At 66.4% G+C, this 21,201-nt stretch carries 18 protein-coding genes; 14 read left to right on the top strand and 4 right to left on the bottom strand.

Features of this window, described 5'->3' with window-relative positions:
* Positions 1 to 162: 162 nt before the first annotated feature.
* Positions 163 to 1,008: a hypothetical protein gene (locus IM778_RS17445; RefSeq protein ID WP_194410042.1), complete on the bottom strand. Its 846-nt coding sequence runs from the start codon at positions 1,006 to 1,008 to the stop codon at positions 163 to 165.
* Positions 1,009 to 1,243: 235 nt separating this feature from the next.
* Between IM778_RS17445 and IM778_RS17440 the strand changes: the two genes are divergently transcribed.
* Complete coding sequence (locus tag IM778_RS17440) at positions 1,244 to 3,181, top strand: glycoside hydrolase family 13 protein (protein WP_228484649.1); 1,938 nt, start codon at positions 1,244 to 1,246, stop codon at positions 3,179 to 3,181.
* A 29-nt stretch (positions 3,182 to 3,210) separates the two neighbouring features.
* On the opposite strand, the gene IM778_RS17435 is transcribed toward IM778_RS17440, so the two are convergent.
* Entirely contained in the window at positions 3,211 to 4,110 is a 900-nt protein-coding gene (locus IM778_RS17435) for a LacI family DNA-binding transcriptional regulator (protein WP_228484648.1), read from the bottom strand.
* A 30-nt stretch (positions 4,111 to 4,140) separates the two neighbouring features.
* Here IM778_RS17435 and IM778_RS17430 point away from each other — a divergent pair, with 30 nt between their 5' ends.
* The 6 genes from IM778_RS17430 (at position 4,141) to IM778_RS17405 (ending at position 11,193) form a co-directional block, all read left to right on the top strand.
* The gene (locus IM778_RS17430) at positions 4,141 to 5,004 is read left to right on the top strand and encodes an AAC(3) family N-acetyltransferase (RefSeq protein ID WP_194410041.1); all 864 of its coding nucleotides are present in this window, start codon (positions 4,141 to 4,143) and stop codon (positions 5,002 to 5,004) included.
* Positions 5,005 to 5,089: 85 nt separating this feature from the next.
* Positions 5,090 to 6,352 carry a sugar ABC transporter substrate-binding protein gene (locus IM778_RS17425; protein WP_194410040.1) on the top strand — a complete coding sequence of 421 codons (1,263 nt, stop codon included), beginning with the start codon at positions 5,090 to 5,092 and terminating at the stop codon, positions 6,350 to 6,352.
* Positions 6,353 to 6,424: 72 nt separating this feature from the next.
* Complete coding sequence (locus IM778_RS17420; RefSeq protein ID WP_194410039.1) at positions 6,425 to 8,041, top strand: ABC transporter permease subunit; 1,617 nt, start codon at positions 6,425 to 6,427, stop codon at positions 8,039 to 8,041.
* Positions 8,041 to 8,982 carry a sugar ABC transporter permease gene (locus IM778_RS17415; RefSeq protein ID WP_420488837.1) on the top strand — a complete coding sequence of 314 codons (942 nt, stop codon included), beginning with the start codon at positions 8,041 to 8,043 and terminating at the stop codon, positions 8,980 to 8,982. The genes IM778_RS17420 and IM778_RS17415 overlap by 1 nt, the downstream gene beginning before the upstream one ends.
* A 32-nt stretch (positions 8,983 to 9,014) precedes the next feature.
* Positions 9,015 to 10,025, top strand: a complete 1,011-nt coding sequence (locus IM778_RS17410) for a LacI family DNA-binding transcriptional regulator (protein ID WP_194410038.1) — start codon at positions 9,015 to 9,017, stop codon at positions 10,023 to 10,025.
* A gap of 703 nt (positions 10,026 to 10,728) precedes the next feature.
* Positions 10,729 to 11,193 (top strand): AAA family ATPase, encoded by a 465-nt coding sequence (locus IM778_RS17405; RefSeq protein ID WP_194410037.1) that lies wholly within the window; start codon positions 10,729 to 10,731, stop codon positions 11,191 to 11,193.
* A 200-nt stretch (positions 11,194 to 11,393) separates the two neighbouring features.
* Here IM778_RS17405 and IM778_RS17400 read toward each other — a convergent pair whose 3' ends face one another.
* A complete protein-coding gene (locus IM778_RS17400; RefSeq protein ID WP_194410036.1) occupies positions 11,394 to 12,089 on the bottom strand; it encodes a TetR/AcrR family transcriptional regulator in 696 nt (231 codons plus the stop codon).
* A gap of 78 nt (positions 12,090 to 12,167) precedes the next feature.
* Here IM778_RS17400 and IM778_RS17395 point away from each other — a divergent pair, with 78 nt between their 5' ends.
* Genes IM778_RS17395 through IM778_RS17370 form a run of 6 tightly spaced genes read left to right on the top strand, consistent with a single transcriptional unit; the run spans position 12,168 to position 19,847 of the window.
* Positions 12,168 to 13,928: an ABC transporter ATP-binding protein gene (locus IM778_RS17395; RefSeq protein ID WP_194410035.1), complete on the top strand. Its 1,761-nt coding sequence runs from the start codon at positions 12,168 to 12,170 to the stop codon at positions 13,926 to 13,928.
* Positions 13,925 to 15,667 (top strand): ABC transporter ATP-binding protein, encoded by a 1,743-nt coding sequence (locus IM778_RS17390; RefSeq protein WP_194410034.1) that lies wholly within the window; start codon positions 13,925 to 13,927, stop codon positions 15,665 to 15,667. The genes IM778_RS17395 and IM778_RS17390 overlap by 4 nt, the downstream gene beginning before the upstream one ends.
* A gap of 34 nt (positions 15,668 to 15,701) precedes the next feature.
* On the top strand, positions 15,702 to 16,361 hold the full coding sequence (locus IM778_RS17385; protein ID WP_194410033.1) for an MptD family putative ECF transporter S component: 660 nt from the start codon (positions 15,702 to 15,704) through the stop codon (positions 16,359 to 16,361).
* A gap of 19 nt (positions 16,362 to 16,380) precedes the next feature.
* Positions 16,381 to 17,085 (top strand): energy-coupling factor transporter transmembrane component T, encoded by a 705-nt coding sequence (locus IM778_RS17380; protein WP_228484646.1) that lies wholly within the window; start codon positions 16,381 to 16,383, stop codon positions 17,083 to 17,085.
* Complete coding sequence (locus IM778_RS17375; RefSeq protein WP_194410032.1) at positions 17,082 to 18,599, top strand: ATP-binding cassette domain-containing protein; 1,518 nt, start codon at positions 17,082 to 17,084, stop codon at positions 18,597 to 18,599. Before IM778_RS17380 ends, IM778_RS17375 begins: the two co-directional genes overlap by 4 nt.
* A 9-nt stretch (positions 18,600 to 18,608) precedes the next feature.
* Complete coding sequence (locus tag IM778_RS17370; protein WP_194410031.1) at positions 18,609 to 19,847, top strand: amidohydrolase; 1,239 nt, start codon at positions 18,609 to 18,611, stop codon at positions 19,845 to 19,847.
* Positions 19,848 to 19,896: 49 nt separating this feature from the next.
* On the opposite strand, the gene IM778_RS17365 is transcribed toward IM778_RS17370, so the two are convergent.
* Entirely contained in the window at positions 19,897 to 20,388 is a 492-nt protein-coding gene (locus IM778_RS17365) for a DUF6326 family protein (RefSeq protein ID WP_194410030.1), read from the bottom strand.
* Positions 20,389 to 20,552: 164 nt separating this feature from the next.
* Between IM778_RS17365 and IM778_RS17360 the strand changes: the two genes are divergently transcribed.
* Positions 20,553 to 21,167: a TetR/AcrR family transcriptional regulator gene (locus IM778_RS17360; protein WP_237684667.1), complete on the top strand. Its 615-nt coding sequence runs from the start codon at positions 20,553 to 20,555 to the stop codon at positions 21,165 to 21,167.
* The last annotated feature ends 34 nt before the right edge of the window (positions 21,168 to 21,201 follow it).

Below are 21,201 nucleotides of genomic sequence, written 5' to 3'. Positions count from 1 at the left end.
GAGATTAACTGTCGGCGCCGTTGGCGAGCGGTGCCCAGCGCCCATGCGTAGCGATGGTTGGGACAATCACGCTTGCGCTCAGTCTCTGGGCCTTTTTGACAGCGCAGGTTCGCCACGCGCACATCGTATTGACGATTGTGGCGGCGCGTGGACACGGCGGATTCAGGTCCAACCGAGGCGCAGAGCGACGACGTCGGCCGCTCGTGAAGGGAACTCGCTCCAGCCGGGCTCAAGGATCTGACGCGCGAGTTGGTACAGGTTCAGTGCAGACTCCTCGATCGGCAGGTCGAGCGCTGCGGCGATGCGCGCGCCCCAGATCGGGAAGTCGAGCTCGAAACGCCGCATCGGATCGTTCGTGTCGCGGAGAGCGGTGGATGCTGCGGCGAACCGCCCCCTAATGGCGCGCACCAGAAGCTGCACCGCCCACTGCCTGATGAATGCGTTGCCGTTGAGCGCCTCGCCACGCCGCACCCTGCCGACGCCGATCAGCAGCTTCACGAGCACAAGGCGCACGTCGTTCGCCGGGTCGAACCGGTCCTCCTCGCTGGCGCGTGCCCGCGCCCGTGCCAGCAACCTGGCTGTCGTTCCCGACTTGTCATCGACGACGACCGCGGCGTCCCCGGCGCGGGCGCCGTCGACTTCCTCAGCGTCCGCCAGGGCGAACTCGAAGATGTGCGCATCGTCGTACAGGGCGACGAAGCCGATGTCGCCTTCCCTCGCCGTGAGCACCAGGCGGTCGTAGTCGGGAAGCCACGACAGATCGGGTCGAATCTCGGCGCCTCGCCCCGTTTCAATGAGTGTGAAGAAGTCGTGGTCCGACCACTCGTCACGGCGACCACGCGCCTCATCCGATGCGGAACCGAGCAGCACGAGGCCGATGAGACCCTCACGCTCCCCCACGGAGGTCGCTAGAGCCGCGCTCATTGCATCGAAGCGCTCAGACGCGGTCATGCGCGCTCCATTCGCTGACTGGGCAGCATGCTCTCCGCATAGGTTTTGACGCTTCACGAATGAAGTCACCACCGGCGATCACGCGGGCCACCACCGTACCAGCATCTGCAAGACGTTTCACGAACGTGAGTCTGACGCATCCGACGCACTCTGACAACAGCCGGTTCGACTGTATGTCCGGCCTCGCCGCGGTTCGGCTTCTCGTATAGCCACACGGCAGTCTGCTACGAGCTTGCAACTGATTTCAATGACTGCACGAGTTTGCTAATCTCTCGGGATCACCGTCTGATCGATGACCGAAAAGCCAGAAAGCCTGCCAATGACATCCCTTCACGCGCTCCCGCACCACGACGGCTCCGAACTGTATGCGCCAATCCGGACGCCGATTCTCGGTGGGCTCTACACGGTGCGCCTGCGGGTTCCCGTGGAGTTTGGCCGCATCGGGTCAGCTGCCGTCAGGGTCGTCTCCGACGGAGAGCCGTGCTTCCATTCGATGGCGGCTACCGCACCGGTGACTGGCACAGGCGGCGGGTGCGAATGGTGGACAGCCGAATTTGAAATCCCCAACCAGGTCACCCGGTACCGGTTCCTGCTCAACACAATCGACGGGGATGCCTGGTGGCTGTCGGCAGACGGCGTAGATCGCATCGAGCCGACGGATAGCCGGGACTTCCGCGTCACGACGTTTGACCCCGCTCCTGAGTGGGCGGCATCGCAGGTGATGTATCAGATCTTCCCCGACCGCTTCGCGCGTTCCGCGGCGGCCGACGATCGCTCATTGCCTGACTGGGCCCAAGCCGCAGAATGGACCGCGCCGGTGATCTCTACCGGTCCCCACACGTCTCGGCAATGGTTCGGCGGTGATCTGGACGGCATCGTGGAACACCTCGACCACCTCGAGCGCCTCGGTGTCACCCTGATCTACCTCACACCGTTCTTCCCCGCCCGATCGAACCACCGATACGACGCGTCGACGTTCGACATCGTCGACCCGCTCCTCGGCGGTGACCCGGCCCTCATCCGGCTAGTGGAAGCCGTTCACGCTCGCGGTATGCGTGTGATTGGTGATCTGACAACCAATCACACCGGCGCCGCCCACGAGTGGTTCACGGCCGCGCTGGGAAACCCGTCGGCTGAGGAATCAGACTTCTACTACTGGACGAACGCCCAGCAGACCGAGTACGTCGCCTGGTACGGAGTTCCCTCGCTCCCCAAGCTGGACTGGGGGTCCGACACATTGCGCCGGCGATTCATCGAAGGTCCGGAGAGCGTGGTCGCCAAGTGGCTCCAGCCGCCGTTCAACTTGGACGGATGGCGTATCGACGTGGCCAACATGACCGGACGCCTCAGGGACGTCGACCTGAATCGGGATGTTCAGCGCACCGTCCGACAGACGATGGACACGACCGCTCCGGGACGAGTCCTCTACGCCGAGTCAACCAACGATGCCGCAGGCGACTTCGACGGCGAGGGATGGCAGGCGCCGATGAGCTACTCGGCGTTCACCCGCCCCGTATGGCATTGGCTCCGCCAGCCGAGCGGCGATCCCGCCCACCACTTCGGGATCCCGTTCCGCGTCGAGCCGCGCTACTCCGCAGCCGATGTCGTGAAGAGCTATCGCAATTTCACGGCGCCCTACCCCTGGGCGGTGCGGGAACTTGCCATGAACGCGATCGACACGCACGACACGCCACGATTCGCTCAGCAGGCTGATGATGCCGCGCAGATCGTCGCGGCCGGCCTGTCAATGACACTGCCGGGCACGCCGGTGATCTTCGCCGGCGACGAGTTCGGATTGCGCGGCACGCATGGCGAGGACTCCCGCACCCCGCTGCCGTGGGGTGACACGCCGCGGCTAGCCGAAGCGTACGGCGGCCTCGCGCGGCTCCGTCTAGGGTCCAGAGCGCTGCAGCGCGGCGGGCTGCGGTGGTTGCACGCAGACGACGAATGCATGATCTTCGTCCGGGAGGCCAGCGAAGAGGTGGTACTGGTTTTCGCATCCAGCGGCGCTGCCACCGTTCAGCTCCCCTGTGGCGCTTTCGGCGCTGTGGGCGAGGCGGCCGTCACTTTCGGCGAAGCAGCCGCAGAGCAGTTCGCAGACGAGGTCCGCATCACGTCAACGGGGCTCGCCTTCGCCGTGTGGCGCGTCGTTGAGGACACGGCAACCGTCGCCCGGAGTCCTCAAGCTGACGCGGGGCGCGTCATCGACCTGGCCCGGGCGGGGCTCTGAGAGTGCGGCGTCGGGAACCATAGCGTGCACTAGAAACGGGCGCGGTCGATTTGCGTTAGGAGCGTCTCGACTAGCACCGTCGCGATCGCCCCTGTGCGGCTCGGCAGTATGATCACTTTGCGAGCGTCCGCGAGCGGATGCGATACGGCGCAGATCAGTGGCGCGATCGAATCGTGGCGCTCCAATGAGAACGATCCGGCCGCCGCCGTGACGGCGTCCAGCGCGACATAGGCGACGCGCGCGTCGCGGCGCTGACGTGCCCGGCGATCGAGCTGCTCGGTGAAAGCACCCACCGCGCCTGCGAACGATCCGTCATGCCAGCAGGCGATCCCGCGTGAGACGGTTTCGGCGAGTCCGGAAAATCGCGCCAGAGAACGATCACGTGCCCCACCGACCGCGACGACAAGATCAGCTGACCGCAGCGGCAGCAAAGCGCCGACGCGGCGCCCCACCTCTGCGCCGAGGAGAGGATGCCTTGCTGCCCGAAGAAGCGTCTGTTCCGTCTGGCCCGCCGCGCCCACCTCGGCGCGGGACAGCTGTGCGTCCAGATCGATCACACCGTCAAGCGAGTGCGCCTGACTAAGGCGACGAAGGTACTGGTCGCGGGGCCGCCCGCTCGCGGGGACGAAGTGCAGGGAGGAGCTTCGCTCGCGCACCCAGATTGCCCGCACGCACGATGAAGCCAGCTCGACGGCCTCGACGTCGGCGCCCGCCGTCACAAGAACTCCGAGTCGACCCCGTCCACTGCGGCTGAGGAGTTGGGCTGCTTCCACCGGCTCGTATCCCAGATGGGTGATCGCCCTCCCGACCCGCATCAGCGTGCGGTCGGCGACCAACTCCGGTCTTGACAGCGCCCGTGACACCGTTGCCGTGGAAACGTTTGCGAGTCGGGCGACATCGACCACCGTCGGTCGGCGAGACATTGTCATGGGCCGCGATCGTACGCCAAACTTGCTGACATGAAAAGTCTTGCAGGAGCTGACAGTGCATTCAGTTCAACAATCGTCACGGGGGCCGAGCTGCGCACCGGCCTGGCGACCCTGGGCGTCGAACCCGGCCAGGTCGTTCTCGTGCATGCGTCATTGTCGAGCTTCGGTGTGGTCGCCGGAGGCGAGCAGACCGTGATCGCGGCGCTGCGTGAGGCGGTCGGCCCATTCGGCACCGTTGTCATGCCTTCACAGAGCTGGCAACTATGCGATCCGGACTTCCTAGACGATCCCGCGCTCGGCCCTGCCGCGCGAGCGCAGGTGCGGCAGGGCCTGCCGGCGTTCGACGAGGTGCTCACGCCGACCCGCTCGATGGGTGCCGTTGCGGAACTGTTTCGCCTCCAGCCCGACGCCCACCGCAGTCCGCATCCGCATCGCTCGTTTGCCGCAGCAGGTTTGGAGGCGCGGGAGATCACCCACGTCCATGAACTGAACTCTCCATTCGGTGAGTCGTCGCCGCTGGCTCGGCTCTACGCGCTCGACGCCGTGGTCGTGTTGCTCGGAGTCGGATTCGACAAGTGCACGAGCCTTCACCTCGCCGAACACCGTGCCGCGGAGGGCGGGGAGCGGGCGCTCGTACGCAATGGAGCGCCGCTCGCTGTCTCGGGCGCGCGACAGTGGGTGACATGGGAGGAGCCGGTCGTTGACGACGCGGCATTCGCGTCGATCGGCCGGGACTTCGACTCGGGCGGACACGTCCGCACCACGAACATCGGCGCTGCGATCTGCCGCGCCATGTCGATGGTGGAACTGGTGGACTTCGCTACTCAGAAGATGAAGATCACTTTCAACGGACATGAAAGCAGTTGCAGTTTGAGTAACGGTCTGCCAGCATGATCGCACCCGGGAATGGTGCTCGCGCGTTCGTGAGAGTGCAAGCGCTTGCATCCCGGCCTGACAATCACGCAGAAAGGCACCACCAATGAAGGTGAATCGGAGAACGGCGGCCGCGATCACAGCAGGCGGCGTCATCCTCGCTACCACGCTCGCGGGCTGCTCGGCCGCAGACGACGGCAATGACGGTGATGCGCAGACGGACGCGTCCTCGTCACTCACCGTCTGGGTCGACGCGAACCGCATCGAGGAGATGCAGGAGATCGCGGCAAAGTTCGAAGAAGACAGGGGCATCGCGGTCGAGCTCGTCGAGAAAGAGTACGGCGATGTGATGCGCAACGACTTCATCCAGCAGGTTCCGACCGGCGAGGGGCCCGACGTCATGGTCGGCGGCCACGACTGGCTTGGCCAGCTCGTTCAGAACGGCGTCGTCGCGCCGCTGGAGCTCGGCGACACCGTGAACGACTTCTCCGATGTCGGCGTCCGCGCGATGAGCTATGAGGGCGTCACGTACGGCCTTCCGGTATCTCTCGAGAACATCGCGCTCGTGCGCAATACGGCGCTGGCCGACTCGACCCCGGCGAACTGGGACGAGCTGATCGCCGCCGGCCAGGAGGTCGTCGCAAGCGGTGCGGCGCAGTATCCGGTGCTCGTCCCCTCCGATCCCGTGGACTCCGACCCCTATCACCTCTACCCGATCCAGACCTCCTACGGGGCCCCCCTCTTCGGCATCAGCGAGGACGGCAGCTACGACCCCGACCAGCTGCTCATCGGTTCCGAGGGCGGCAATGAGTTCGCCGCCAAGCTTGTCGAGTGGGGAGCCGATGGTGTGATCAACACCAGCATCACCGGTGACATCGCACGCGACGAGTTCGCAGCGGGGAAGTCGCCGTACATGCTCTCCGGACCCTGGAACCTGCCCGCGTTCCAGGAGGCGGGTATCGACTACGCCATCGAAGCCATCCCGCAGGCAGGCCCAGAGGCGCCGACCCCGTTCGTCGGCGTGCAAGGCTTCTTCGTCAGCTCGGAGAGCGACAACGCACTGGCTGCGAACGAGTTCGTCGTGAACTACCTCGGCAGCGAAGAAGCACAGCTGACCCTGTACGAGGCGGGGGGACGCCCGCCCGCCCGGATCTCCGCGTTCGAGATCGCCGCAGCCGACAACCCCGACGTCGGCGCGTTCGGCGAGGTGGGTCTCACGGGTGTGCCGATGCCGGCCATCCCCGAGATGGGCGCGGTATGGGACAACTGGGGCTCCACTCAGTCGGCGCTCGTCAACGGCACCGCCGGTGACCCGACAGACGCGTGGCAGGCCATGTCGGGCCGGATCCAGGCTGCGATCGACGGCTAGACCCAGCGCCGGGGGCAGCCGAACGGCTGCCCTCGGCACCCTCTCGTTTCGACTCATCCCCCTGGAGACCACATGACTAGCGCAACGACGCCCGAAGTGGATTCGACAATCGTCGCACGGCCGCCTCGCCCGGATCGACGCCGTGCCCTTTCGGCCACTCCGTCGGTCCGGGCCACGATGATCAAGATCGTCAGTCTCGGCCTGCTCGACGCGCTCGTGTTCTACGCGGCGTTCGTGCTGACGTTCAACTCCGAATGGGTGCTCGCCGTCGGCGTCGTCGCGGCTGCCGTCGTCATCAACGTGATCTACCTCAGACGCGGGTGGCTGCCCGCCAAGTATCTGATCCCCGGCACGGTCTTCCTGTTGATCTTCCAGGTGTACGCGATCGTCTACAGCGGCTACGTGGCGTTCACGAATTACGGCGACGGCCACATGATCAGCAAAGAGTCGGCCATCGAGGCATTGATCGACAAGTCGCTGGTTCGGGTTCCGGAATCGCCCGCCTACGGTCTGGTCGTCGTGGAGCGGCTCGGGCAACTCGCCTTCCTCGTAACCGATCCCGAGGGCGAGGCGCTCCTCGGAAGTGACGAGCAGCCGCTGCGCCCTGCAGACAACGCGGAGTTCGCTGGCGATCGCGCGATCGCGGTCGACGGGTACACAACACTCGACTTCTCCGAGATGATCGCCGACCAGAAGCGGATCGCCGCGATGAGCGTTCCGTTGACCGATGACCCGAACGATGGTGCGCTGCGGACGCCCGACGGGTCGCAGGCGTTCGTGTACGCCGCCACCATGCAGTACGACGAGGAAGCGGATGCCTTCGTGGACACCGCGACCGGCACTGTCTACGAAGACACCGGCGAGGGAGCGTTCGTCGCCCCCAACGGCACAGAGCTGAGGCCAGGCTGGAAGATCGACGTGGGTCTGCAGAACTTCGTCGACGCTTTCACCGAAGAGTCGATCCGTCAGCCGCTGCTGGCCGTCCTGATCTGGACGTTCGTGTTCGCGGGGTTCACTGTGGCCGCGACCTTTGCGGTGGGCGTGTTCCTCGCCGTGATGCTCAACGACGAGCGGCTCAGGTTCCGGCGCACGTTCCGTGTGCTGGTGATCCTTCCGTACGCGTTCCCGGTCTTCTTGTCGGCAATCATCTGGAGTGGGATGCTGAATCCGCAGTTCGGCATCATCAACCAGGTGTTCTTCGGCGGCGCCGCCATTCCGTGGCTCACCGACCCGGTGTTGGCCAAGCTGAGCATCTTGACGGTCAGCCTGTGGCTCGGCTATCCGTACATGTTCCTGGTCGCGACGGGTGCGCTGCAGTCGATCCCAGAAGAGTACGTCGAGGCCGCGAAGGTCGACGGGGCGAGCCCGTGGGCGATCTTCCGGCACGTCAAGCTTCCGCTGCTGATGGTGTCGATGGCGCCGCTTCTGATCGCGTCGTTCGCGTTCAACTTCAACAACTTCAACCTCATCTACATGCTCACCAGGGGCGGGCCGCAGGACATCAACACCGGCATGAACGTCGGCGCCACCGACATCCTCATCACTCTCGTCTACAAGGTTGCCTTCGGTGAGACCGGTGGCCGCGACTTCGGCCTGGCGAGCGCCTTCTCGATCATCATCTTCGTGATGGTCGCGATCATCTCGGTGGTCAGCTTCCGGCGCACCAAGGCACTCGAGGAGCTCAACTGATGCACACCGACGCCCAAATGGCAACGTCCAATGTGCCCGCGGTGAACCCGCGCAATCACCCCGCCGCACGAACGAAGATGCAGCCGTCGCAGCGCCGCCGGACGTCCCTCGGTCTTTTCGGGAAGTACGCCGTCGCCGTAGCGACGTCGTTGATCGCGATCTTCCCGATCCTCTACATCTTGTCGGCGTCGCTGAATCCGAATGGGAGCCTTGCGGGATCGGCAGGACTGTTCAGCCAGCTCAGTCTCGAGAATTACCTCGATCTGTTCGACGATCCCGCGCAGCCGTTCGGCGCTTGGTTCGTCAACACCCTGATCATCGGGCTCATGACCGCGGCGGGCACAGTGTTGCTCGGGGGGCTGGCCGCCTACTCCTTCTCGAGGATGCGGTTCTCTGGCCGCCGGTTCGGGCTGATCACCATCCTGCTGGTGCAGATGTTTCCACAGCTGCTCGCGGTCATTGCGATCTTCCTGCTGATGAAGGGAATCGGCGACATCTTTCCCGCCTTGGGGCTGAACACCCACGCTGGACTGATCGTCGTCTATCTCGGAGGTGCGCTCGGGGTCAACACCTATCTCATGTATGGCTTCTTCAACACCGTTCCCGCGTCGATCGACGAGGCGGCCAAACTCGACGGGGCCGGCCATGCGCGGATCTTCTTCACGATCATTCTGCGTCTTTCGGCCCCGGTGCTCGCTGTCGTCGCGCTCTTGGCGTTCATCGCGACGGTGAACGAGTTCGTGATCGCGAGCGTATTGCTCACGGATCCTTCGAAGAAGACTCTCGCGGTCGGTCTTTACCAGTTCATCGCTCAGGAGACCTCCGCGAACTGGCCGGTCTTCGCGGCGGGCGCAGTGATCGCGGCACTCCCGGTCGTGCTGCTCTTCTTCGCGCTTCAGAAGTACATCGTCGGAGGACTCACCGCGGGGGCCGTGAAATAGCCGTGGGCACAGCCGGTGCTACCCTCTTGGGCATGGGGGCGACGCTCGCGGACATCGCCGCACATGCGGGGGTGAGCGAGGCGACGGTCAGTCGCGTGCTCAATGAGCGACCCGGGGTCGCACAGTCCAAGCGTCAAGCGGTTCTCACCGCGCTGGACGTGCTCGGCTACGAGAGGCCGCCCCGATTGCGACGTCGCGCCGGCCGGCCGGTCGGCTTGGTGCTGCCAGAACTGACCAACCCCGTATTCCCAGCATTCGCGCAGGCGCTGGGGCCGAACTTCTCGCGTCGCGGCTTCACACCCCTCGTCGGTGTGCAGAGCGAGGGAGGCCTAGACGAGGACGAGTACATCGATATCTTCGTGGAGTCCGGCGCCACAGGAATCGTCTTCATTTCGGGGCGCCATGCCGACATGAACCTCGCAACGACGCGGTACCAGGAGCTGCGCGGCCTCGGACTGCCACTGGCGTTCGTCAACGGCTACCGCTCTGACGTCGACGCCCCCTTCTTCTCGGTTGATGACGCCAGCGCCATGGAGCTCGCAGTCCGCCACCTTGTGGCGATGGGGCACCGCAGCATCGGCCTCGCCAACGGGCCAGAGTCGTTCGTCCCAGCCCAACGCAAGGCTCAAGGATTCCGCGACGCGATCTGCAACGCCCTCGGCGCCGAGGTCCCGGTGCGGATCGAGGCCGCGCTGTACAGCGACGACGGCGGAACCAGCGCTGCCCGTGCCTTGATTGCGGATGGGTGCACGGGAATCGTCTGCGCGAGCGACATGATCGCTGTCGGCGTTCTCGCCGAAGCCCGCCGGCGGGGACTCAATGTCCCACGCGACGTCTCCGTAGTCGGGTTCGATGATTCGGCGATAGCGCGACACTCCTGGCCGCCGCTGACCACGGTCCGGCAGCCGGTTGCGGCGATGAGCATCTCGATCGCCGACGCATTCGTTGGCGAGATCAACGGCATTCCGGCATCGCGCAACCAGTACATTTTCCAGCCTGAGCTCGTCGTTCGCGAGTCGACCGGGCCCGCCGCGCGAACCTAGTGGCGCCCGACCTCGCCTTCGACATCACGCTGACCGTGCGGTCTCGCCGGAAAGACGATCCAAGAGATCGTGAACATTGCAGACGGCCCGCAACTGCTTTGGCGATGCAATCTCAGACGGTGCTGTGACCCGCGAATCCACGGCCGATCTAGTCCGGGGAGGCGCCGGGCGCCTTGAAGGGCAACCGGAAGGGTCCTGGTTGGAAGCGAAGAGCCAGGACTGTGACCTAACGACAACACGTGGGTCCGTCTCCCTCGCTCAGGCCGTCGCGCGGTTCTGCACCGCGGAAGCGGCGGACTGATCGTTGTCGGCGCCCAGACGAGAAAGACGGTCGGCGCGGAGACAATCTCAAAGATGCGGGGCGTTCCTACGCGACAAGGTCGACCCACCCGCTACCAGCAAGTGATAAATGATCGCGTCTACCCGCCTTCGTTCGTACTGCGGATTGAACTATTCGACGCTGGCGAGGAGAGCGCGGGGCGTTCGGTCGCCGCATGGAGCGTCGTAGGAATCTGTCATCTTGCGTGGAATCTCGATCCTGAGACCGCTGCCAACTACCGTGGAATCCCCGCATCCTTCGCCATCTCGACCGTGAACCTACAGTAGTAGTGGGTTCCGCACCGACGGGTGGCAGTTGACACCCGCAGTGGGTTCTTCGGCACACGCGGGCAGCCGTCATCCCGGACGCCGTACCCTCGCAGGTATGGTGCGCGTGCTGATCACTGGCATGTCCGGGGCGGGAAAGTCGACCTTGCTGGGTCGGCTCGCTCGACGAGGGCACCGCACCATCGACACGGACTACGACGGATGGGAGCTTGCCGACGGAACCTGGGACGAGCCTCGAATGGACGCGCTTCTCGCTGACGGGTTTCCAGTGGTCGTGTCGGGCACCGCGGAGAACCAGGGACGTTTCTACAACCGGTTTGAGTACGTTGTACTGCTCAGCGCCCCGGTCGGTCTCCTGCTTGAGCGTGTTCGCGCTCGCACGAACAATCCATACGGAAGATCGGCACACGATCAAGAAGAGATCCGCCGCTACGTGATCGAGGTCCAGCCGTTGCTCCGCTCCGGCGCCGATCTTGAGCTCGACGGTCGTAGGCCCGTCGATGACTTGGCAGATGAGATCGAGTCGCTTCTCAAATCCGGCACTGCAGCGCCGTCAGTCTAGGAATCCGCCACTTCGTGTGGACTCGCGCCCGCGGCCGAGGACTGACTATCGAGCAGCAGCGGCTCGAGATGGGTCGATGATCGCGGGCCGGTCGACGAGCGAGTTGTCGACCACGAGCGAGGCACGCTCCCACGGCCGTGCGGCCGGGAAACAGATGCGCTGCGCGCCGGATCCGCCATGGTCGATGACGGGTGCACACGTCATTGCTCGGTGCGCTCCGGGAGTCGCTCGAGTCCGGCGATCGTGGTGTCGACGATGAAGTCGTAGTATCGCCGCCGTTCGCGGTCCGCCGGCTCGCCGCCGGCGACGAAAGACGCGACGAACTGGGTCGCCAGCACGGCGACGCCCGGGCTGTGCTGACCCGCCCGGTCGAACTCGGCCATCAGCGCCCCATGATCGCGCGGGCCGTCGTCTTCGTGGATGAGGCGCTCGTCGCCGATCGAGACCGTCAGCATCGCGTTGTTCAGAAGCGCCGCGTACGAGAACGCCGCCCGATCACCGAACCCGGCGTCCTGAAGTACCCCGATCCCCGTGTCGATGATCGGCAGAACCGACGGGAAGGTCGGTCCGTGTAGCAGCAGCCACTTGGCCGAACCGGGATGCGAAACGACTCTGGGATACAGGTCGGCGAGCAGGCCACGGAACCACTCCTGCCACGCGAGCCGCCTCGAAGGAACCGGGGTGCCGGTGAGCACGCGCTCGACGACGTGACGGGCGAGGAGGTCCTTCCCGCCGACGTGGTGGTAGATGACCGAGGGACTGACATCGAGCCGTCGTGCGAGGTCTCGGATCGACCATCCCCACAGATGCGTGGCTCTCGTCAGGCCGACCGCTGCGTCGATGACCACGGATGGCGTGAGTCCGACGTGAAACGAGACGGCCGCGGAGTCAGACATATAGCCATTAGAACACCGTTCGATGTACTGTTGAGAATCGTTCTCATCTCCCATCGTTTGCCGCGAAGGTTCCACGCCATGCCCGACACGTCCACCGAGAGCTTCTTCGCGCCCATACGCGGCAGCCTCGCCGCGATCGTAGGCCTGAGCCTGCTCGGCGCGGTGAGCAGCGTGGTGCCGTTCATCGCGATCGTCGAGCTTGCCCGAACGCTCCTGCCCGCACTGTCCGGCGCCGCTGTCGACTCCGCGCGGGTGTGGGCGATCGTCGCGATCGCCGTCGCGGCTCTCGTGGTGAGTTTCGGGTCGGCGTTCCTCTCGAGTTTCGTGAGCCACATCGCCGACGCCGAGCTGCAACTGTCGCTGCGCCGGCGCATCGTCCGTCATCTTCAGCGTCTTCCCCTCGGCTGGTTCGACCGCCGAGCTTCGGGTACCGCGCGCAAGCTCGTCGAGAACGACGTGAGGTCGCTCCATCAGCTGATCGCCCACGCGATCCACGACGTCGTCACCGCGGTGGCCGTGCCCGTGGTCAGCCTGGTCTACCTCTTCGCCGTGCAGTGGCAGATGGCCGTCGCCGCGCTGGTCCCGCTCGTGCTGACAATGATGCTGTTCCCGCTCATGATGCGCGGGTCGAGCCAGAAGTACCGGCAATATGACGAGGCCACCCATGCGCTGGCCGGCGCCACTGTCGAATTCGTGCACGGCATCGCTGTCGTGAAGCGGTTCGGGCAGGTCGGACGCAGCCACCGCCGCTACCGCGAGGCGACCAAGTCCTACGCCGAGTTCGTCGGCGAGTGGACACGAGAAACGGCGCTGCTCTTCACCATCGTCGAGCTGGTGAGCTCACCGGTTGTCGGGTTGGTGTGGCTGCTGGCGGCGGGCACCTGGCTCGTCGAGATCGGTGCGGCCACACCGATCGAGGTGCTGCCCGGACTGATCCTCGGCCTCGGGCTGTCCAGCCCGTTCATGAAACTTGGAGCATCAGGGCAGTTCCTGCGGAACGCCTCGAAGGCTCAGCAGTCGCTGGCCGCGTTCTTCGCCATCCCCACCATCCCGCAGCCGACCTCGCCGGGCACGCCGCAGGGGCATGACATCGAGTTGGACGCCGTGTCATTCAGCTATGACGAATCGCATCGGGTGCTGCACGACATCGTCGCGGCGTGCGCTCCGGGCACCGTCACCGCGCTCGTGGGGGCATCCGGATCCGGCAAGTCGACACTGGCGAAGCTCGTTCCGCGGTTCTATGACGTGGAGTCGGGCACGTTGACCGTCGGCGGGGTGGACGTGCGGCAGATCGCCTCGCGGGACCTGTACCGGGATGTCGGGTTCGTCTTCCAGGACGTGCAGGTGCTGCGCGCGAGCCTGCGCGACAACATCCGGCTGAGCCGGCCGAGCGCGACCGGCCAAGAGGTCGAGGACGCCGCCCGTGCGGCGCAGATCCACGACCGGATCCTCCGCTTCGACCGTGGCTACGATGCCGTCGTCGGCGAGGATGCGAATCTCTCGGGCGGCGAGGCGCAGCGCGTCACAATCGCTCGCGCACTGCTCGCCGATGCGCCGATCCTAGTGCTCGACGAGGCGACCGCGTTCGCGGATCCCGACTCCGAAGCCTCGATCCAGCAGGCCCTGAGCGTCCTCGCGGTAGACCGAACCGTCCTTGTGGTCGCCCACCGGTTGCACACCATCACCAACGCCGATCAGATCCTCGTCCTCGAAGGCGGACGCATCGTCGAGCGCGGCCTGCACTCCGAGCTGGTGGGCGCGGGTGGCCGGTACGACCAAATGTGGTCGAACTACGTCGACAATCACGCCCGGTCCCTCTCGCAAGGAGTCGAACGATGATCCGCAGGCTGCTGCACTACTGCTCGACCCGAGCCCGGCGACTCGTCATCGTCGAACTGGCCTTCATCGTCGCGTCCGCCGTGCTGCAGGGAGTCGCCTTCCTGCTGCTCGTCCCACTGCTGCGCGCGCTCTTCGATGGCCAGGCCGGCGTGGCCGCGAACTGGCTCGCCGTGGAGGCTGTTGTCGCGGTGCTCTACGTGGCCGTCGCGTGGTTCGCGAGCCAGATCGGGATGCGGGCGAGTACCGCTGTGCTGGAATCGCTCCTGGACCGTCTGGGCGACAATCTGGTGGAGCTCCCCGTCGCCTGGTTCGGCGTGGAGCGGTCAGGCCTGGCCACCGGAATCGCCACGCAGGGCGCCATGTTCGTCTCGACGGCGCCCTACGCGATCCTGCGCCCCGTGCTCGCCGGCTTCGTCACGCCCGCGACGGTGCTCGTAGGGATGTACTTCTTCGATTGGCGCCTTGCCCTGGCGATGACCGCGATGGTGCCCATCCTCATGTGGGGCTACCGCGGGCTGCGCAACAGGATCGGGCGAGGCGACGCGCTGCACGCCGAAGCCGTCGCGGAGGCCTCGAGCCGCGTCATCGAGTTCGCGAGGATCCAGCCGGCCCTGCGCACCGCCGGCGACGACTCCATCGCCGAAAGTCTGGTCGACGATGCCCTCCACCGTCAGCATCGCGTGTACCGAGGGATGCTGATCACCGGCGGAGCGGGGATCGCGACGTTCTCGGGTCTCGTGCAGCTCTCGCTCACGGTGGTCCTGATCCTCGGGGCGTTCCTGGCCATCGGCGGATCAGTCGATCCCGCGACGCTGATCGCACTTCTCGTCCTCGGCGTCCGTTTCAACGAGCCCATCGTTCAGGCCGGGGACCTTGGCGGCGGACTCGCGGTCGCCCGCACCACGCTCGACCAGCTCGACGTGCTGGCTGCGGTGGAGGGGCTCCCCGAGCCGTCCCATCCCGCGACGCCGGACGACTGGAGTGTGGAGTTCCGAGGCGTCTCCTTCGGATACGGGGGCCGTTCTGTCCTCCGCGGCCTCAGCTTCGCCGCACCTCCCGGCAGGATGACGGCGATAGTCGGCCCGTCGGGCTCGGGCAAGACGACCATCACAAAGCTCGTCGCGCGGTTCTACGATCCCGAGGACGGCATGGTCGCGATCGGCGGTGTCCCGCTCCCGGCGCTCGGCACGGCTGTCGTCGAGGGGGCGGTCGCCCCCGTCTTCCAGGAGGTCTACCTCTTCGACGACAGCATCCTGAACAACATCTGGATCGGCAATCCGGAACTGCCCCGCGACGCCGTCATCGCCGCCGCCACGCGCGCACGTGTCGATGAGATCGCCGATCGCCTACCCGGCGGCTGGGATGCGCGCGTGGGAGAGGGCGGCTCCAACCTGTCCGGAGGCGAGCGGCAACGCGTGTCGATCGCGCGCGCACTGCTGAAGGACGCCCCCATCCTCGTCCTCGACGAAGCGACTTCGGCCCTGGACATCGGCAACGAGATCGCCATCGGCGAGGCCATGGACCACGCACGCGTCGGCCGCACCATGATCGTCGTCGCACACCGGCTGCAGACGATCATGACGGCCGACCAGATCATCATGCTCGACGGCGAGGGCGGGATCCGCGAATGCGGCACTCACGACGAACTCCTCGCCGTCGACGGCGCCTACGCCCGCTACTGGCGCGAGCGTGTCGACGCAGCGGGCTGGCAGCTCGCCCCGAACGACTCACGGCTCTGACAGCCCTCCAACCTCCACCCGAAAGAAGGACCGCATGACCGAGCAAGACGCTTCGACGCACGCCACCGAAACCCCGGTGATGCAGGCCTCTGCACCACGTCCGCGATCGAGCGTCGCATTCAGCGCGCGGGATCTGCTCAACGTGGCGATCTTCGCCGTCATCTACTTCGTGATCGTCTTCGCGATCGCCATGCTCGGGATCATCGGCCCTCTCATGATGCTGCTCACCCTTCCGCTGAGTGCGATCGCGGCCGGCATCCCGTACATGCTGTTCCTCACTCGCGTGCGACACGCGGGGATGGTCACGCTGTTCGGCGTCGTCGTGGGCCTGCTGTACCTCATGATGGGTCACCCCTGGCAGAGCACTCTGGTGACGATCGCCCTATCGTTGGTCGGGGAGCTCATCCTTTGGGCCGGCCAGTACCGTTCGAAGTGGGCCGCGATTTGGGCGTACACGGCATTCTCCGGCTGGTTCATCGGGCCCTGGATCCCCCTGTTCCTCGATCGCGAGGCATACCTGCGCACACAAGGCATGGAGCAGATGGGCGCGGAGTACGTCGCCGCATTCAATGAGGTCGTGACCGTCCCGGCAATCCTGGGGCTCTGGGTGGCGACGCTGGTCTGCGGATTCCTGGGCGCAGTCCTGGGCACGGCGCTGTTGCGCAAGCACTTCCGCAAAGCCGGTCTCGCGTGACGTTCCGGTCTCGATCGCTGTGACCGGCCGACCCGGCTTGGACCCTCGCACCAAGATCGTGCTCGTCATCGTGGTGAGCGCGCTCGTGATGAGCCCCGGCGGGCTGCTGTTCGTCCCGGCCGCCCTCGCCCTGGCGGCCGGCCTCGCTGCTTGGGAGGGGGCGTGGGGACGAGTGGGAGGACTCATCGCGACGGCGGCCGTCATGTGGCTGCTCGGCTGGATCCTGCCGCTGCTGTGGGTGAACCCGTTCACCGCGGTCCTCTCGCTGGCGTGCACATACCTGATCAGGTTCGTCGCAGCGATCGGCGTCGGGATGCACCTCATTGCGACGACGTCGCCCACGAAGCTCAGTGCAGCCCTGCGGGCATGGCGGATGCCCCGTGCCATCGCGGTGACGCTCGCCGTCATGATGCGCTTCTTCCCCGTGGTCGCCGGCGAGGCGGCCGCCGTGCTGGATGCCATGCGCCTTCGGGGACTCGTGGGCGCTGGAGGACTCGTGCGGCATCCGATCCTGAGCCTCGAACGCTTCACCGTCCCGATGATCGCCGCGAGCCTGCGCGCCAGCGACGATCTGTCGGCTTCGGCGATCCTGCGCGGACTCGGCGCCCGCCGCACGCCCACGACGCTCGACCCACCCCGATTCGGCATCGCCGATCTCACCCTGACGCTCACCGCCGCCGTGCTCGCGACCGCGAGCCTGACCCTGCCCTCGCCACTCGCATGATCCGACTCGAACAACTCACGTGGTCGTATCCGCACGCCGAGACACCGAGCCTCAGCGATCTCGATCTGCACGTTCGGCCCGGCGAGTTCGTCGTTCTGTGCGGCGCGAGCGGGTCCGGAAAGTCGACCGCGCTCCGTGTCATGAACGGGCTCATTCCTCACTTTCACGACGCAGGGGTGCTCACCGGCACGGCGTTCGTCGGCGGGATTGCGACCACCGGCGCCGAGCTGGACGAGATCGGAGCGCTCTCGGGCACCGTGCTTCAGCATCCGCGCCGCCAGTTCTTCACCGACAGCGCGCGCGAGGAGCTCGCCTTCGCGATGGAGAACCTCGGCTTTCCCGTCGCCCGAATGCGCGAGCGGGTCGACGCGCTGATGCAGCGCCTTGCCGGCGCGGTGCCGCTGGGGCAGCGCCTGCAGCAGCTTTCAGGCGGTCAGCAGCAGCAGGTCGCCATCGCCGCGGCGACGGCGCATGAGCCCAAGGTGCTCCTGCTCGATGAGCCCAGCTCCAATCTCTCGGCCGACGCCGTGCACCGACTCGCCGACACCCTCGGGGCGCTCAAAGCCGACGGGGTGACGATCGTCGTCGCCGAGCATCGCCTGCGGTACCTGGAGCATTTGGTGGACCGTGTCATCGTCATGCGTGACGGGCGCATCGACCGGGAGTGGACGGCGGAGCAGTTTCGGGGTGTGTCCGACGAGACCCTCAAGGCCGAGGGCCTACGCGGTGAGGTCGCGACGCCGGAGCTCCCGTTGCTGCCGGCCGCCGGGGCGAGCATCGCCTCACCTGCGCCGGCGGGCAGCATCTCACCCGGGACGCTCGAGCTCGACGGAATCCGCTGCCGGCTCGGCGGCCGGCTCGTGCTCGAGATCGACCGCCTCATGTTCAACGCCGGATCCGTCAACGCCATCACCGGCGTGAACGGAGCCGGGAAGTCGACGCTCGGCCGCGTCGTGTCCGGGCTGCAGCGCAGCAGCGGCACCGTGCGCCTCGACGGGAGAGTCCTCAACCGTGGCGCGCGTCAGCGGGCCACGGCGGTCGTCATGCAGGACGCGCAGCGACAGCTGTTCACCGATAGCGTGCGTGCCGAGATCGAGTTGGCACGTGCGGATGCTGGGTCCGCTACCGGCGTGCGCGACATGCTGAAGGCCCTGGATCTCGACCATCTGGCCGACCGTCACCCGCTCTCGCTGTCGGGCGGTCAGCAGCAACGCCTGGTGTTGGCGGCCGCGCGCGTCGCGGGGCGGAGGATCGTGATCTTCGACGAGCCCAGTTCGGGCGTCGACCGCCGTCACCTCGCCTCCATCTCTGAGCAGATCCGGCAGGTCGCCGCTGACGGTGCCGTGGTGATTCTCATCAGCCACGACGACGACCTGCTCGCGCTGGCGGCGGATCGACAGCTCATTCTCTCCCCACCGCATGCCCGGTGGGGGCCGTCCACGGAAGATCGATCGGCGCAGGAGGCGCGGTGCCGCCCGCTCGGCTCGACGACTCCCCCGGGTCGCGCATCGTAGGTTGGAGGAATGGCTCGCATCCTCGCCGTGACCGGCGGTCACCTCGTTCCCGTCAGCTCCGACCCGATCCCCGGCGGCACCGTGGTCGTCACGGACGGCGTCATCACCGCGATCGGCGGGCCCGAGACCCCGGTGCCCGACGGAGCGCACATCGTCGACGCCTCAGGTCGCTGGGTGGTTCCCGGATTCGTCGAGTCGCACGGGCACCTCGGCGTGCACGAAGACGGCGAGGGCTGGTCGGGTGAAGACACCAACGAGATGACCGACCCGAACGGCGCGCGCTTCCGCGCCCTCGACGGGATCGACATCGAGGAGGTCGGGTTCCGCGACGCCCTGCGCGGCGGAGTGACCACGGCCGTCGTCAAGCCCGGATCGGGCAACCCCATCGGCGGACGTACCGTCGCGATCAAGACGTGGGGCGGACGCACCGTCGACGAGCAGATCCTCGCCGCCGACGTGTCGGTCAAGTCCGCGCTCGGCGAGAATCCGAAGCGCGTGTACGGCGACAAGAAGCAGACTCCGTCGACACGCCTGGGCGTGGCATCCGTCCTCCGCGAAGCGTTCGTCGCGGCCCGCACCTATGCCGAGAAGCGGGACGCGGCCACCGAGAAGGGCGAGCCGTTCGAGCGCGACCTCGGAAAAGAGACCCTGGCCGCGGTGCTGGCCGGCGAGCTGGTGTGGGATCAGCACTGCCACCGGCACGACGACATCGCGACGGCGATCCGCATCGCCGAGGAGTTCGGCTACACGCTGGTCGTGAACCACGGGACCGAGGCGCACAAGATCGCAGACGTGCTGGCGGAGAAGCAGATCCCGGTGATCTTCGGCCCGATGCTGACCTCGCGGTCGAAGGTCGAGCTGCGCGACCGGGCGATCGGAAACCTCGCGCTGATCGCCGAGGCAGGCGTGAAGGTCGCGATCACGACCGACCACCCCGTCGTGCCCATCGACCACATCCGGCTGCAGGCCATCCTCGCGGTGCGCGAAGGTCTGCCGTCGGCGACGGCGCTGCAGGCGCTGACGACGAACCCGGCCGAGATCCTGCGACTCGACGAGCGCGTCGGCGCCCTCGACGTCGGCCGAGACGGCGACATCGTGGTGTGGTCGGGAGACCCGCTCGCGGTCGATTCGCACGTCGAGCGCGTGTTCATCGAGGGCCGCGCGGTGTACGAACCAGGAACGGATGCCGCGTCCCCGCGCGTCGTCGAGCGCTGGGAGCGCTTCGGCCGATCGTCCTGGACGGCATAGGCTCCGCATCTCGCCGCGAGCACTCCCGCGCTGAGGCCTGCTCCGCGACCTACTGTCGAAGGTCGTGGCGCAGGTCAGTCGTCGCAGGCACCATGGCGGGGACGGCGGCGGTTCGAGGCCAGGTCCACGCGGTGCGCAGGATGAAGGCCAGGAGCAGCAGCTCGACTCCGATGGAGAGGCCGTAGAAGAACGCCCACTCCCAGGTCTCCCCTGCCGCGTTGAACACCGAGTAGGGGATGAGGAGTGAGGCGACGACGAGGTTCGTGACGCGGTTCACCCGGGCGGGCAGCGTCATGGACAGCATCACCATCACGGCGGGGATCGTCACGGAGACGAGGAAGATCGTCAGCAACGTCGAGCTGACGTCGAACTCCCACACGCGGCCCTTCAGGATGTCGTCGACGACGCCGGGCTTGTAGAAGTTGACGACGTCGACGTAGACGTAGAGGAACATGAAGCTCGTCCATGCGGCGGCGAGCTTGGCCTGCACGGAGACCGGCGGGTTCTCGAGCGGGTGCGAGGTCTTCGTTCGGAGGGTCATCGGTTCTTCTTCCTTCTCGAGTTCTTCGTACACCGTACGTCGTACGCTGTACTATGGCCGTACGCTGTACGATTGTCAAGCCGTTCGAGCGAGCGAGGAGGCCTGTGTCTGCGAGGGAACAACGCCGGGGCGCGTCAGACGCCGGGCTGAGCAAGCAGCGGGTGGTGGTCGAGGCGCTCCGGCTCGCCGACAGCGAGGGAGTCGACGGGCTGAGCATGCGCCGGCTGGCCGGCGTGCTCGATGCGGGCGCCATGTCGCTTTACCACTACGTGGCGAACAAGGACGAGCTGCTCGACGCCATGATCGACCGGGTGTTCGAAGAGATCGAGCTGCCTTCCGAAGCGACCGACTGGCAGTCGGCGATGCGACGCCGGGCGGTATCCGCCCGGCAGGTTCTCGTGGCCCACCCGTGGGCCATCGGCCTGATGGAGTCGCGCACGTCGCCGGGGCCTGCGAACCTCCGCCACCGCGAAGCTGTCACCGCGTGCCTGCGAAAGGCCGGCTTCTCGGTCGTGATGGCGACGCACGCCAACTGGCTGCTCGACAGCTATGTCTACGGTTTCGTCCTGCAAGAAGCCAGCCTGCCGTTCGACACCGCCGACGAACTCGCGGACCTGACCGAGGGCGTCTACCTGCCCCAGCTTCCTGCTGACGAATTCCCCTACCTCAACGAGTCCGCCGCAGCGCTCCTCGCCGCCGGCTACGACCCGGCGGATGAGTTCATCTTCGGCCTCGATCTCGTCCTCGCCGCTCTCGAGCCCTTGCGAACCTCCGCATAGCGACGCCCGCACTGCACACCGTACGCGCCGGCTG

This window comes from Microbacterium cremeum (genome assembly GCF_015277855.1).
Taxonomy (GTDB): domain Bacteria; phylum Actinomycetota; class Actinomycetes; order Actinomycetales; family Microbacteriaceae; genus Microbacterium; species Microbacterium cremeum.
This window is presented reverse-complemented; position numbering and strand designations above follow the sequence as displayed.